Raw genomic sequence first — 14,664 nt, 5'->3', positions numbered from 1 at the left:
AATAGCGTCTCCCGCATGCAGGTTAGATATGCAAGTTCGCCAGCTTTCATACAAAGTGGCTTGTCCTGCGAAAGACGCAATTATGCTCTCTACATAAACCTGTTTTTGGATTGTTTTCAAGCTGCCCCGGAAAATGTCATGCGGCAAAACAACAAAGGCGCTTAGGATTATCTAAAGCGCCTTTTAATAGCAAATCGTAAACTATTTATTCGTATTCAAATACCCCAAATTCAGATGTTACGGTTACCTTCTTGGTATCAGCTTTTTCAACCCTGCCAATGATCTGCGCGTCAACTCCAAAGCTTTTTGAAATGCTGATCAGGTCTGCAGCAATAGCCTCAGGTACGTAAAGCTCCATACGGTGCCCCATATTAAATACCTTGTACATTTCCTGCCAGCTGGTTTTTGATTCCTCATGGATGAGCTTGAACAGCGGAGGTACAGGGAACAGGTTGTCTTTTATAATATGAAGGCCTTCCACAAAGTGCAATACTTTGGTTTGAGCACCGCCGCTGCAATGTACCATGCCATGCACCCGGCTGCGGTAGCCATCCAGTATTTGTTTAATGATTGGAGCGTAGGTACGGGTAGCGCTTAAAACAAGCTTACCGGCAGTTACGGTTTGCCCATTTCCGATATCAATAGCATCGGTAAGGTTTTTACTTCCTGAGAAGATTAGCTCATAAGGAATAGCCGCGTCATAGCTCTCCGGGAATTTTTCGGCAATGGTTTTATTAAACACATCATGACGGGCAGATGTAAGGCCGTTTGAGCCCATGCCGCCGTTGTATTCTTTTTCGTAGGTAGCTTGTCCGTATGATGCAAGGCCTACAATTACATCACCGGGTTCAATGCGGTGGTTTGAGATCACATCTTCGCGTTTCATACGACAGGTAACTGTCGAATCAACAATGATGGTACGTACCAGGTCGCCCACATCAGCGGTTTCGCCGCCGGTTGAGTAGATGCCGATACCGGCTTCACGCAATTCGGCCAAAATTTCTTCAGTACCGTTAATAATAGCTGCAATAACTTCGCCCGGGATCAGGTTTTTGTTACGGCCAATGGTTGATGACAGCAAGATGTTATCTGTGGCACCAACGCAAAGCAGATCGTCCAGGTTCATGATAATGGCATCCTGGGCTATACCGCGCCAAACGGATATATCACCGGTTTCTTTCCAGTAAGTATAAGCCAGTGACGATTTTGTACCAGCACCGTCGGCATGCATAATGTTACAGTATTCTTGGTCGCCGGTTAAAATATCGGGTACTATTTTGCAGAATGCTTTTGGGAAAATGCCTTTGTCGATGTTTTTTATGGCATTATGAACGTCATCTTTGGAGGCTGATACGCCACGCTGATCATATCTTTGCGAAGAAATCATGGGCAAATATAAGGCTATTAGGTTAAATTGAACGAATGGGCTTTCTGTATAAAGTAAAATGAGTTTTAATTAAATCGCGCTTTTAATATTCCCATCCATCGTACTTAATATTGGGAACTTCAATTTTAGGTGTTTGCCTTATTTTTCGGTTTCGCTGTTTTTTTAACCATTTTCTAAAACCGGCTTTAGGCTTTACTTCATATTTTCGATTAAACCAATGTTCGATTTGCTGATTTCTTAAAGACATATAATTGACTTTGGGTAAGTTTAATAACTAATTAGGTAATGTAAATATGCTCCAATTGAGTTTAATGAATATAAACTGTTGGAAATTGTGTTTCTTTGTAAGAAAATAGACTAATACACATCCTTAGTCTGTTTTAGGTTAATCGAAAAACAATTCGCGCTGATAATACTTCATCGGCAGGATTAGTATTTACTTCTGTTATGTTAAAAACACTTTCCTACAAAATAAACCGCTGGCGGCTAAAGCGTAACAGCCAACGTAACTTTTTAATTTATTGCAGCGTTTTTGTAGGCTTTGTAGGCGGACTGGCAGCAGTAGCCCTTAAGTTTTTAGTGCATTTAATGGAAGAACTGAGCCACAATATATCATCGCACCTGTATTATCATATAGCCTATGTGTTTTTACCTGCAATTGGCATTTTGGGTACGGTAGCTTATCAGCACCTGATAAACCGCGATAAAATTGAAAAAGGCATAGGCAAGATCCTCATCAATATCAAAAAGAACCGCTCGAACATTAAGGTCAACAATATTTATTCGCACCTGATCACAAGTTCATTAACTGTAGGTTTCGGTGGATCTGCGGGGTTGGAGGCGCCTATTGTTTGTACAGGCACAGCTATCGGCTCAAACGTGGGTAAGTTTTTTAAGCTCACGCCCTATGAAAAAACGGTATTATTAGCAGCTGGATCATCGGCAGGTATAGCAGCGGTATTCAATAGCCCTATAGCGGGTGTTTTATTTTCGCTCGAGATATTGATAGGGGAGATCACCATCCCAACATTTATTCCTTTATTAATAGCCTCAGCTACAGGTGTAGTGGTTTCAAAGGCATTATACTCGGGGCAGTTGTTTCACCTGGTTACCGAAGGTTGGGTAATGAATGCTTTGCCCTTTTATGTAGCCCTTGGCGTATTAAGTGGGTGGGTTGCCATTTATATAGCCAAGGTAGGCGGCAAATTAGAGAGCGGCATATTCAAAAAGCAAAACCGTTATGTGAGGGCCATTGCCGGCGGCGTGATCCTTGGGTTGATGATTGTGGTATTTCCGCAGTTGTTTGGCGAGGGCTATCATTATCTTACGGCCATTTTAAATGGTAATATCCATGTTTTAAAGGAAGAAACTTTATTTAGTGAGTGGCTTGATCAGCCGCTTGTTATGCTGCTGTTTATAGCAGCGTTGGTATTTATGAAAATCATTGCCGCGGGGATCACTATTGGTGCCGGCGGTAATGGCGGTACTTTTGCGCCAACTATGTTTACCGGGGCTTTTCTTGGTTTGTTGGTGGCCTTTGGCGTTAATCAAACCGGGTTAATTCATTTAAATACAGTAAACTTTATTGCTGTGGGGATGGCCGGCGCGCTGGCCGGTGTGTTGCATGCACCACTTACGGCCATATTCCTGATTGCCGAAATTACAGGGGGGTATGTACTGTTTATTCCGCTGATGATCGTATCGGCTATATCTTATATTATATCTCGCTATTCATCGCCCCATAATATGTATTGGAGCCATCTGATTCATGAAAACAATATCCAGCCAGGCCAGGATTACGGCATGTTGAATGCGATATCACTTGACAGCGTTATCAATCGTAAATACACCGCTGTAGATAAATCAATGACGGTAACCGATTTTTATAAAGTATTAGCCAAAACGGATGCTAATATTTTCCCCGTACTGAAAGATGATGGCAGCCTGGAAGGAGTGGTGCTGATAGATGATATCCGCCGCCGATTATTTAATAGGGAGATAGCTGATAGCCTGATAGCAGATATTATGATAGAGCCGCCGACGGTAATAGACTATGAGCAACCGGCCAGCAGCGTTATGGATACCTTTGATGCTATTGATGTTTGGCAGTTACCGGTGGTAAAAGATGAAGTTTTTATAGGTTTTATATCCAAATCGGCTTTGCTAAGTAAATACCGGGCAGTGCTTATAGAACAGCACAAGGCGAGTGATTTGTTTGCTTAGATTTAATTTGCAAAATGTCATTTCGATGGAGCCGGTTGGGAATTAGTGGGCGTGGGGCGAAAGAGAAATCTTGTACGCCCTGCAAAGCCTCAATACAGGGTGTACAAGATTTCTCCTCACCCTCTTTCTCCATCCTGCCCACTGTTCGTCGAAATGACAATGCTTTTTGAGTTGTTTTTGCCTGATGAAAAAAATCCCCTAATAAAAAAATGCCACTAACTCTAAAATTAGTGGCATTGTATAAATGAGTAATCTTACCTATTTAATGAACAACAGTTCTCTGAATTTAGGCAATGGCCATAAACGGTCATCAATTAATTGCTCAAGCTTGTCAACGTGGTAGCGGATAGGCTGGAAGAAAGATTTTACCTTTTCATCATAATCAATGGCACGCTGGCGGATATCGTCGATAACATTAGCCTTTTTACGTTCATTAACCATTTGCTCGGTATTGGTTTTAATGAAATTTACATGCTCCGAGATCCTGTTAATAATATCAAGCTGTGAAGCATAAGTTGATTCATCTAAACCGATATCTTTTAAACCTTTTACATTTTCAATCAGCTTGCTTTGATAGGAAACCGCGGCAGGAATGATGATGTTCATTACCATCTCGCCAATTACGCGGGCTTCTATCTGTAGTTTTTTATAGAAAGCATCCAGCAGGATTTCGTGGCGTGCATGAGCTTCACGCACAGTAAATACACCGGTTTCGGCAAACAGGTTTTCTGATTTGTCGCTTAGTAAGGCATCCAGTGCCTTTGGTGTGGTTTTAATATTTGGCAAACCCCTTAATGCTGCTTCTTTTTCCCATTCTTCGCTGTAACCATTTCCTTCAAAGCGGATGCTTTTTGACTCTTTGATGTATTTTTTGATCACCATTAATAAAGCAAGATCTTTTTTCTCGCCTTTTTTCATCAGTTTATCTACATCATATTTAAATTTCTTAAGCTGATCGGCAACAATAAGGTTAAGAATCGTCATTGGGCTGGCCGAGTTGGCTGATGAACCTACAGCACGCAGCTCAAACTTATTACCCGTAAAGGCAAAAGGCGAGGTACGGTTGCGATCGGTATTATCGGGCAAAATTTGCGGGATCTTAGGAATGCCCTGCCATAACAGGTTTTCTTCCTTGATTTTTTTGCTGATACGCGATGTTTCAATCTCATCCAGTACATCGTTAAGCTGGCTGCCCAGAAATATCGAAATAATAGCGGGCGGCGCTTCATTGGCACCCAAACGGTGGTCGTTATTAACCGATGCAATAGATGCCCTTAACAGGTCGGCATGTTCGTAAACTGCTTTTATGGTATTCACAAAAAAGGTTAGGAACATGAGGTTGTTTTTAGGCGTTTTGCCTGGGGATAACAGGTTTTTGCCGGTATTGGTTATGAGCGACCAGTTGTTGTGCTTGCCCGAACCATTGATGCCCGCATAAGGTTTTTCATGCAGCAGCACTTTAAAGTTATGGCGCTTGGCTACACGGTCCATCAAATCCATTAGCAATTGGTTATGGTCAATGGCAAGGTTGATCTCTTCATATATAGGTGCGCATTCAAATTGAGATGGCGCAACCTCATTGTGGCGGGTTTTAAGCGGGATGCCTAATTGCAGCGCTTCGGCTTCCATATCCTGCATATAGGCATACACACGTTCGGGTATCGAGCCAAAGTAATGATCTTCCAGTTGCTGGTTTTTTGCAGATATATGGCCGAATAAGGTGCGCCCGGTTAAATAAAGATCAGGACGTGCATTAAATAAGGCAATATCAACCAAAAAATATTCCTGTTCGAGGCCTAATGAAGCATTTACTTTTTCAATGCCTTTATCAAAATAGTGGCAAACATCAACGGCTGCTTTGTCAAGCACGTTCAGTGCTTTTAATAAAGGCACTTTATAATCAAGCGCCTCGCCGGTGTACGATACGAACACAGTTGGGATACATAATGTACGCGCCATTAAAAAGGCAGGCGAAGAAGGGTCCCAGGCGGTATAACCGCGGGCCTCAAATGTATTGCGGATACCACCGCTTGGGAAGCTTGAAGCATCAGGCTCCTGCTGTGCAAGGGCATCGCCCGAAAAGCGTTCAATAGCACCGCCGTCGGCAGTAGGTTCAAAAAAGGCATCATGCTTTTCGGCAGTGGTGCCGGTAAGCGGTTGAAACCAGTGTGTATAATGAGTTGCACCTTTACCTAAAGCCCAGGCTTTCATTGCCGAAGCTATCTGTTCGGCCAGGTCGCGCGGAATTGGCTCTCCTTTTTCAATTGAATTTACTATTCCCTGGTAGGCCTCTGATGAAAGATATTCCTTCATCTTCTTTTTGTCAAAAACGTTCGACCCAAAATAGTCTGAAATTTTTGGTGAAGGCGGTTTTACTTCAGGGATAGTTCTTGAAAGTACATCCTGTAAGGCTTTAAAACGGATATTGGACATATTTTATGAGGTTTAAATAAAGGTTAGTGTTCAAAATTATAACTATCCTTTTAAAATACGGGGTAAAATTAAGTGAAATATAACATACCACCTAATCATTAAAAAACTGAGATAATTTAGAGAAAAGTCCTAATTGTTCGGATAATTTCACCTGAAATCGATAAAATCTTATTTTTTCGACGTTTTTAACGTAATTTTTTGTCTTAATTCTGGTTAATTGTTGTTTTAAACGTTAAAAATCAAATTTTTTGATTTTTTTAATGAGTAAAATGAATTTATATTGAAAATAGTATTTTTAAATAATCAAAAAATGGCATTTTAAAAGCCTTCTTTTTGCGATTTTCATAATTTTTTGATTTTTTACCATTAATTTATCATTAATAATTTGTTATTCTTAAAAATACTACCTAATTTCAGAAAATAATTTACGAAAACACACCAATTATTATGCTTTTTATAAAAAATTAAAAAGTTTTTAGTCGAAATAGAAGGGTAAGAAAAAAATGAGGTTTCGTAACTAAGAATAGCAATCAAACTAAATTTAATACAACAATCAAACTAATTAATTTTTAAAAAACAATCAAACTAAATTAAACGATGAAAGTAGGTTCTACAAAACACAACTTCCTAAGTGCAGTCCGACAGCTGACACGTGAAAAATGGGCGCTGGGAGCAACCATTTTTACAGGGAAAATGATTGGCTTATTGCTGGTATTTGCCGCAATGATGGTTTTGCCAGGTGTATTTGGTACAAAAGCTAACGCTGCCGAAACATACACCGCCCATGAAACAGCATTAATTAACACAGTTAATACTGTTTGGACACTGGTTGCTGCCTTTTTGGTATTTGGTATGCAGGCGGGTTTCGTTATGCTCGAAGCTGGTTTTGCCCGCAAGCGCGAAACAGTGAACGTGCTGATGGAATGTATTTTTGATACTTGTCTTTGTGGTTTGCTATTTTACGCCGTAGGTTATGCCTTTATGTTTGGCAATGGTAATGGTTTTATTGGCTGGGGCGGTTTAGGTGCCGACGGCAAAACCATTACAAACTGGTTCTTCCTTCAAAATACTCCTGAAACTTACGGTTCAACCGGTATTCCGGTATTGGCACACTGGATTTTCCAGTACGCTTTTGCTGATACCTGCTCAACTATCGTGTCAGGTGCAATGATCGGTCGTACCAGCTTCCGTGGCGATATTCTTTACAGTATCGGTATTACCGGCTTTATCTATCCTATTATCGGTCACTGGGCCTGGGGACCGGATGGTTTCCTTGCTACAATGGGAACTTCTGGTTTCTTCAAATCAATAAGCGCTCAGCCTTTCCGTGACTTTGCAGGTTCAACAGTGGTACACACTATTGGTGGTGTTGCTTCGCTGGCAGGTGCAATGGTATTAGGCCCGCGCTTAGGCCGTATATTTGCCCGCGACGATAAAGAAAAAGGCGGTTTGCCTCCTGGTCACAACTTATTGGTTGCTGCTGTAGGTGGTTTTATACTTTGGTTTGGTTGGTATGGTTTTAACCCTGGTTCAACATTATCAGCAATGGATATGCAGGGTATTGGCCGTGTTGCTGCTAATACTACGCTTGCAGCCTGTGCCGGTGGTTTTGCAGCTATGCTTGCCGCTTTATGGTTTGGCCCAACTAAAGGAAAATTTGATTTGGCCTTTACAATTAATGGATTTTTAGGTGGCCTTGTTGCAATTACCTGCCCTTGTTACTGGGTAAGCCCGCTGGGTGCTATCCTGTTGGGTGTAGTTGCCGGCTTTGTAATATTTGCAGGTGTTTACCTGATCGAGTGGTTCCGTATCGATGATCCGGTTGGTGCAGTATCGGTACACGGTCTTTGCGGTATCTGGGGTACTTTATCATTAGGCTTATTTGCATCAGGTCAGTATGGTGCCACAGGCCCAACCGGTGCTGATAATTCTGCTCCGGTAGCCGGTTTGTTTTACGGCGGTGGTTTTGATGTATTCAAAGCGCAGCTGATCGGTAGCTTGACCATTACACTTGCAGTGTTTGTAATAACATTCGTGATGATGTTTGTGATCAACAAATTAGGTCATCCATGGAAATTGCGTATCGAAGAGCATGGTGAAACAGGTGCAGGTGGTATCGACGTATTCGATCACGGTATTGAAGTTTACCCTGTTCAGGACGATGAAATCAGCTTAAGCGGTCTTTTTGATAAAGGTGCTAAAGTTGCCTCTGAAGCCTGATCATATATAAGCTTAACAGCTTAAACAGAGATATTAATGCCTTGTGCGGTTGGAGAGTGGTAGTACTAAGTCAGTAGTACTGAGTTTAAAGTCAAAAGTTCATTTTTTTGACTTGGCACTAAAAACTGATGACTTAAAACTTTAAATGAACGTTGCCAACCGTACAGGGATTTTTTATGCCGACACATAAATGATCCTTTTAATTGCAAGGTGTTGATAATCAAATAATAACATCGTAATTATCCCAAAAAACAACAATTAACAAATAGTTTATCAATTCACAATTAAATCGTTATCATGAAAAAAGTATTTTTACTCTTCTCATTATTTTCAATTGCGGCCTTTACGGTTAAGGCCCAGGATACTGTTAAAACAACTTCGGATGCCCCTTTGGTGATCTACGGTTCGGTAGATACCTATTATAAGTATGATTTTTCTGATAAGGGTTCACAAATCCCTACCAGTTTTGCAAGTGATCATAATTCAGTGTCGATAGGTATGATTGACCTGGGTTTAAAGAAAAAAGTTGGAAAAGCAGCTTTTGTTGGTGAGCTTTCGTTTGGTCCGCGTGGTCAGGCCCAGTCAATTCCAAATGGTCCTAATGGTGATTCATTTCACATTCAAAACTTGTATGTATCATATGATCTAACCGATAAATTAAACCTTACCGGTGGTTATATGGCAACATTTATTGGTTATGAAGTGATTAGTCCGGTAGGTAACTTTAACTACTCTACTTCGTACCTGTTTACCAATGGTCCGTTCCAAAATCCTGGTGTTAAATTAACTTATGCATTTAGCGATAAAGTAAGTTTAATGGCCGGCATCTTTAACGATACCTGGAACAATTACACTTCAACAAAAAAAGTTAATACGTTCGGTTCGCAATTGTTTGTATCTCCTGTAAAAGGATGGACTGCTTATCTTAACCTTGCTACCGGAAGCACATCGGGTACCGAAGTTGATTTGACAACTGCTTATCAAATTACTGATGCCTTTAAATTGGGCTTAAACGGCGCTACTTATTCGGCTCCGCATGATGGCGGCGGCTTTAGCGGTGTTGCTTTATATCCGCAGTTAGCAGTGTCAAAAACAGTAACATTAGGTTTAAGGGGCGAGTACTTTAAAACTAAAAAAGGTGATTTAGTAACTTTAGGCCCTCCTCCGGGACAAAATGTTAAAGCGTTTACCTTTACTGCAAATATCAAATCAGGTCCGCTTACTTTCATTCCTGAAATCAGGTTAGATCACGGCTCATCTACTTCATTCCTGAATCACTCCGGCGATCCTTCAAAATCAGCCGGTCAGTTTGCTGTAGCTGCTGTTTACGCGTTCTAAAAAAATATAATTTAATCTATTTTTATCACGAGCCGTTCCGGATAAACCCGGAACGGCTTTTTATATTTGTATATGAAAAATTTGCTGCTTGCCCTGGCTGCTATCCTTTATTCGGGGATGGTATTTGCTCAAAAGGATTCTTTATCGTTTGATGAGCGGGATAAATATATTTACTATAAGCTTGTTGATCAGCCGGGGGCTAATGCAGATACCTTGTATAACCGCGGCTTGTATTTTTTAACTACAGCATATCCTAAAAAAACGCTCGCGCTTTCAAAAAGTGATAAAGCTGCTTATTCGCTAACGGCCGCGGGCAGTTATATGGTTTCAAAAAAAGGACTGGTAAGTAATAGCGATGGCGGGTCGTTGAGCTATACGTTAAGAATTGAGGTAAAAGATTCAAAATACCGGTTTTGGCTTACCGATTTTGTTTATCAGCCTTACCAGCGTAACCGATACGGATCTTCAGAGCCAGTGCCTGGCGGTGATGTTCCGCTCGAAAAGGCATCGGCAAAATTATCAAGAGCTGATTTTAATGCCTGCTTAGATCAGGTGTTGGCCAATAGCAAGCAAGTGGGGGATAAACTAAAGTTGTATATGCTTAAAGTTTCATCGCTGGTTAAAAAGCAGGAGCCCAAAAAAGTAAATAAAATTTCTACTAAGGATTGGTAGTGGATTTTTGCTAAGAAGCTGTTGTTTAACTGTTTAAAAATGTAGAGACGCATTACGTGCGTCTCCCGCATGCAAATTCCTGGACTTAATGACTTGCAAAGCGGCTTATCCTGCGGGAGACGCATGTGATGCGTCTCTACGTAAAGCTTCTCAACTGAAATTTAAACTGAAAATAAAAGAGCCGCACCTTTACAAGGTGCGGCTTATTTTTTATGTTGTTAATTGGGTTTAATCAGGTATGGGGTAGGGTCTGGTTACAGTTCCTCGTCGTGCTGGCTGATATCAAGGCCTGCAAGCTCTTCTTCGGGTGTTACACGTAATGTGCTGATCATGTCGGTGATCTTTAATAAAATGAATGAGCCGATGAAAGCAAAGGCTGATACGCCAATCAATGTAATTAAGTGAACTAAGAAAAGATGTGTTTCGCCGTAAAATAAGCCATTGCCGGTTGTGTTGGCGGCGTTTACATTTTGGTGCGCAAAAACGCCGGTTAAGAGCATGCCTACCATACCGCCCACGCCATGGCAAGGGAATACGTCGAGCGTATCGTCGATGCTGGTTTTGGTTCTCCAGATCACAACCAGGTTGCTCACTACAGCTGCTACGATACCGATAATTAATGAGTGAGGGATAGTTACAAAGCCCGCTGCCGGAGTGATAGCTACAAGGCCTACAACAGCGCCGATACAAGCCCCTAATACGCCTGGCTTTTTACCGCGAAGGATATCAAAAAACATCCAGGCCATAGCAGCTGCAGCTGATGCTGTAGTTGTAGTTGCCAAAGCGGTTGCCGCCAATGTGCCTGATCCTAATGCCGAGCCGGCGTTAAAGCCAAACCAGCCGAACCATAATAAGCCTGTACCTAATAATACATAGCTGATACGGGCAGGGTTGTGCGAGGTTTCGTTACGGCCTTTTAAATATATTGCTGATGCCAAAGCTGCCCAGCCTGCACTCATGTGTACCACGGTTCCGCCGGCAAAGTCAAGTACACCTTTTCCGAAAAGGAAGCCTTTTGGATGCCAGGTGGCGTGAGCTAAGGGCGCATATATGAATACCATAAACAGGCAAAGGAAAATTACGTATGAGTTAAAGCGGATCCTTTCGGCAAATGCGCCGGTAATAAGGGCCGGGGTAATCACCGCGAATTTTAACTGGAACATGGCGAACAGGATCAATGGGATAGTTGGGGCAAGTTCCCAGGTGGCATTGCCTAGTGTTCCTTTCATCATAAAGAATGTGCCGGGGTTGCCGATAAAGCCGCCAAACTCATCTTCGCCGAAGGCAAGGCTAAAGCCAAATATTACCCATATAACTGTAATTACGCCCATGCAAACAAAGCTTTGCAGCATGGTTGATAGTACGTTTTTTTTGCTCACCATGCCGCCGTAAAAAAATGCCAAACCGGGGGTCATGATTAATACAAGGGCGGTACTTACTAATAACCAGGCGGTGTCGCCGGTGTCAATTTTGCTGTCTTTAACGGTTGTAAGGGTAACTGAAGGGTATATAAGGGCTAATACAATTACAATTAAAAGTATGCCAAATGGTATGAATTTTTTCATGTTTCGGGTTTAAAGGGAGGAAAAAATGAAAGTTTGAATAATACTGCCCGGTATCCAATCAAAAATACCGGACAGCATTAAAACTAAATTTTTTTAAAAAACAATAAATCCTGCATGCTTAATCAGAGCATGAGGGTTGGTTTATTGTTTTTTGCCTACCAAAAGTCGTGAAACGGGAAAAGGATGAGCTTGCGAAATTGAGATAGTTTGCTTGTATCCAGTCCGCAAGTAAAATCAAGGTACTTAAATCTAATTGTGTAACTGCCGGGCGTTGCCACAAACGCCTGTAATGAATGTGCACCCCTGTGTTGCTGTACATTAATAACCGGAGCCGGTACATTATTTAATACAAACTCTAAAAAAGGATTGTGATGCGGTATTGTAGCAGATACAGTGGTTTTTTTTGTTGTTTTATGGTAGTAATGGTATAATCCACCCTTTGCAGATGCTTGGAATCCGCTAAAGAGTAGAAAAAATAAGGCAATAAGTTTGTAAAGCCTGTTAACCATATCTAAAAGTAATAAAAAATTAAAATAAATGTGATTTTTTTTAAAATATTTTAAATTTTTGATGTTTTGTGTAGTAAAATTATGAATTAAGTGGTGTTTTTGTGATGAATTTTGTTTTGTTATTAACTAATAAATGATTTTTAGCCATTTTTTTAATGGTTATCGTTGTTTTGATGGTTTTTTATTGGAGATGAAAATCTGATGAAAAATTAGGCGAAATTATTTTGAATATTTTCTACTTTTTGCAAAATATAATATAAGTGTATTCGTTATTAGTAAAATTTAATTCTGAAACTATGCTTATCACCAAATTTGATTTGTACAATGCCGAGTGGCTCGACCTTGTATTTGACCATCGCAACAAAAATTATGGCGCTTATGAATTAAGACAAAACTATGGGCGCACCATGACTAAGTCTATGAGTATTGCCTTTGCTGCAGTAGCACTTTTATCGGCAGCAGCTATTATTTTTAAGGCAAAGCCAAAACCGGTGGATAACCGCCGGATGATTGAAGTGAAACTTGATCCTTCAATACCTAAGCCCCCTGTAGAAGCTAAACCAAAACAACCTGATCCACCTGCCGCAGCACAGCCGCAAAAAGCCGCTGCTCCTGTTGAAACTAAAGGTCTTACAACTCCGCATATAGTTCCGACAAATCCTCCGACAGAGCCGCCAACAATGGAAGAACTGAAAAATGTTGCTATAGGTTCTAAAGATTCGGAAGGAGTTACAGGTACGGGTAATGTAATAAAGCAAGATGACGGCACTCCCGGCGGAACTGGTACCGCTCCTAAAGTAGATGATGGCGTTCATACAATAGATGGGCTTGAAGTTATGCCCGAACCTATTGGGGGAGCGGCCGCCTGGGCTAAATTTTTGCAAAAAAACCTGCGTTTTCCGGGTGCCGCGCAAGATGCCGGTGTTTCGGGCAGGGTATTTATGAGCTTTATTATTGAAAAAGACGGCTCGCTTTCCAATATTAAGGTTGACCGTGGGGCTGGTTATGGTTTTGATGAAGAGGCAACCCGTGTATTGAAGCTGGCCAAAGCCTGGAAACCCGGCGTACAAAATGGGCAGAACGTAAGGGTTAGGTACAGTATCCCAATAAGCTTTCAGTTAGCGACAGAAGAATAAATAATAATTGGTGTTATGTTTTTAATTAGGTGTGTGTTATAAATTGTTGCTAACTGTGTTTAGGCCCCGTTTACGCGGGGCTTTTTTTGTATATTAGCAATACCGGTTACAAAAGCAATGAATAAGCCTAAATCTGAAATTTACAGCAATAGCGAATGCGTTTATGTTTCTGTAAACGTAAGTAACCCGCTTTGGGGAAAAGTGGTGCTGGTTTTAGGTAATTTATTTATTTTAACAATTATTGGTTTAGGTATAATCTGGCAAATTCCGCAGATGACTATCTGTTTCCTGTTGCTTTTTATATCACTGATAAAATATTCATTGTGGAATTTTTGCGGATGTGAAAACCTAATCATTAATACGCGGTCGGTTAGTTACCAGCACAATTATGGTTTGTTTAAAACAAGGTATGTAATCAAACGGCTGCAAAGCAGGCTTATCATCAGCCATAGTTTGTACAAAAACTGCCCGGGTTGTGTATTGTGCAGTTTTGGTTCCTATAAACAGATTGACAATACGCCTTTTGAACTTTATAACATGAATTTCCCCATGGCCGAAGCTGATGCAAAGTATCTGAATACCTTAATTGAAAAGCTTTTTATAGATGATATGTCTAAACGGTACGATCTTCCGCAGATTATTTTAAACTAAGGCTGTGAACATTACAACGTTTTTTTGAAGCAGAAACTATAAGGTAAGCCCTCATATTGTCCGTAATTAGGTATCCGTTCATAACCCGATTTTAGGTATAAGCTATGCGCTTCTACCTGTTTGCCGGCACTTTCAAGCACCGCAGATTTAAACCCCAGCTCCCGGGCCCAGGTTTCCAGTTCGGTTAAAACCATTTTGCTAATGCCATTTCCTCTTGCATCTGGTCGAACAAACATTCTTTTAACTTCTATCGATCCCGTATCGAAAGGTTTAAAACATCCGCAACCGGCTGGCTTATCATCTATATAAGCTAAAATTACCGTGTTGTTTTTTTCGATAACATTATGATGGTCGTAAAAATCCATCATTTCGCCATTGCGAAGGCGTAAATCGGCGTCAAGTTCTGTAATAAGCAGCCTGAAATCGGGATTATCACTATTTGTTCTTTTAAGAATGGGGGTTTTCATCGGAGGCTAAAATAACAGTTTCTTCAATGAAATATGCCGCCGGGTTTTATTGCGTTTTAAATG

11 protein-coding genes are annotated in these 14,664 nt (G+C 41.0%); 6 read left to right on the top strand and 5 right to left on the bottom strand.

Annotated elements, in window-relative coordinates:
• Nucleotides 1-205: 205 nt before the first annotated feature.
• Nucleotides 206-1,387, bottom strand: a complete 1,182-nt coding sequence (locus AC59JO_RS24210; protein WP_413671149.1) for an AIR synthase related protein — start codon at nt 1,385-1,387, stop codon at nt 206-208.
• 82 nt (nt 1,388-1,469) lie between these two features.
• Complete coding sequence (locus AC59JO_RS24205; protein WP_413666845.1) at nt 1,470-1,634, bottom strand: hypothetical protein; 165 nt, start codon at nt 1,632-1,634, stop codon at nt 1,470-1,472.
• Nucleotides 1,635-1,834: 200 nt separating this feature from the next.
• Here AC59JO_RS24205 and AC59JO_RS24200 point away from each other — a divergent pair, with 200 nt between their 5' ends.
• Nucleotides 1,835-3,610: a chloride channel protein gene (locus AC59JO_RS24200; RefSeq protein WP_497308593.1), complete on the top strand. Its 1,776-nt coding sequence runs from the start codon at nt 1,835-1,837 to the stop codon at nt 3,608-3,610.
• A 258-nt stretch (nt 3,611-3,868) separates the two neighbouring features.
• Here AC59JO_RS24200 and AC59JO_RS24195 read toward each other — a convergent pair whose 3' ends face one another.
• A complete protein-coding gene (locus AC59JO_RS24195) occupies nt 3,869-6,043 on the bottom strand; it encodes a glutamine synthetase III family protein (RefSeq protein ID WP_413666847.1) in 2,175 nt (724 codons plus the stop codon).
• A 597-nt stretch (nt 6,044-6,640) separates the two neighbouring features.
• Here AC59JO_RS24195 and AC59JO_RS24190 point away from each other — a divergent pair.
• From AC59JO_RS24190 to AC59JO_RS24180, 3 genes are all read left to right on the top strand, one after another.
• Nucleotides 6,641-8,263 (top strand): ammonium transporter, encoded by a 1,623-nt coding sequence (locus tag AC59JO_RS24190; RefSeq protein WP_413666848.1) that lies wholly within the window; start codon nt 6,641-6,643, stop codon nt 8,261-8,263.
• Nucleotides 8,264-8,560: 297 nt separating this feature from the next.
• On the top strand, nt 8,561-9,601 hold the full coding sequence (locus AC59JO_RS24185; protein ID WP_413666849.1) for a porin: 1,041 nt from the start codon (nt 8,561-8,563) through the stop codon (nt 9,599-9,601).
• Nucleotides 9,602-9,673: 72 nt separating this feature from the next.
• Nucleotides 9,674-10,273 (top strand): DUF4468 domain-containing protein, encoded by a 600-nt coding sequence (locus AC59JO_RS24180; RefSeq protein ID WP_497308590.1) that lies wholly within the window; start codon nt 9,674-9,676, stop codon nt 10,271-10,273.
• Nucleotides 10,274-10,527: 254 nt separating this feature from the next.
• On the opposite strand, the gene AC59JO_RS24175 is transcribed toward AC59JO_RS24180, so the two are convergent.
• Nucleotides 10,528-11,838 carry an ammonium transporter gene (locus AC59JO_RS24175; RefSeq protein ID WP_413666851.1) on the bottom strand — a complete coding sequence of 437 codons (1,311 nt, stop codon included), beginning with the start codon at nt 11,836-11,838 and terminating at the stop codon, nt 10,528-10,530.
• 805 nt (nt 11,839-12,643) lie between these two features.
• Between AC59JO_RS24175 and AC59JO_RS24170 the strand changes: the two genes are divergently transcribed.
• Together AC59JO_RS24170 and AC59JO_RS24165 are read left to right on the top strand one after the other, a co-directional pair.
• Nucleotides 12,644-13,483 (top strand): energy transducer TonB, encoded by an 840-nt coding sequence (locus tag AC59JO_RS24170; RefSeq protein WP_413666852.1) that lies wholly within the window; start codon nt 12,644-12,646, stop codon nt 13,481-13,483.
• Between the two features lie 117 nt (nt 13,484-13,600).
• Nucleotides 13,601-14,134 (top strand): hypothetical protein, encoded by a 534-nt coding sequence (locus AC59JO_RS24165; protein ID WP_497308588.1) that lies wholly within the window; start codon nt 13,601-13,603, stop codon nt 14,132-14,134.
• 11 nt (nt 14,135-14,145) lie between these two features.
• On the opposite strand, the gene AC59JO_RS24160 is transcribed toward AC59JO_RS24165, so the two are convergent.
• Entirely contained in the window at nt 14,146-14,601 is a 456-nt protein-coding gene (locus tag AC59JO_RS24160; RefSeq protein WP_497308586.1) for a GNAT family N-acetyltransferase, read from the bottom strand.
• Nucleotides 14,602-14,664 lie beyond the last annotated feature (63 nt).

Source organism: Mucilaginibacter sp. A5337 (genome assembly GCF_059690695.1).
The sequence above is the reverse complement of the archived record's forward strand: the minus strand, read 5'-3'. Positions and strand labels throughout refer to the sequence as shown.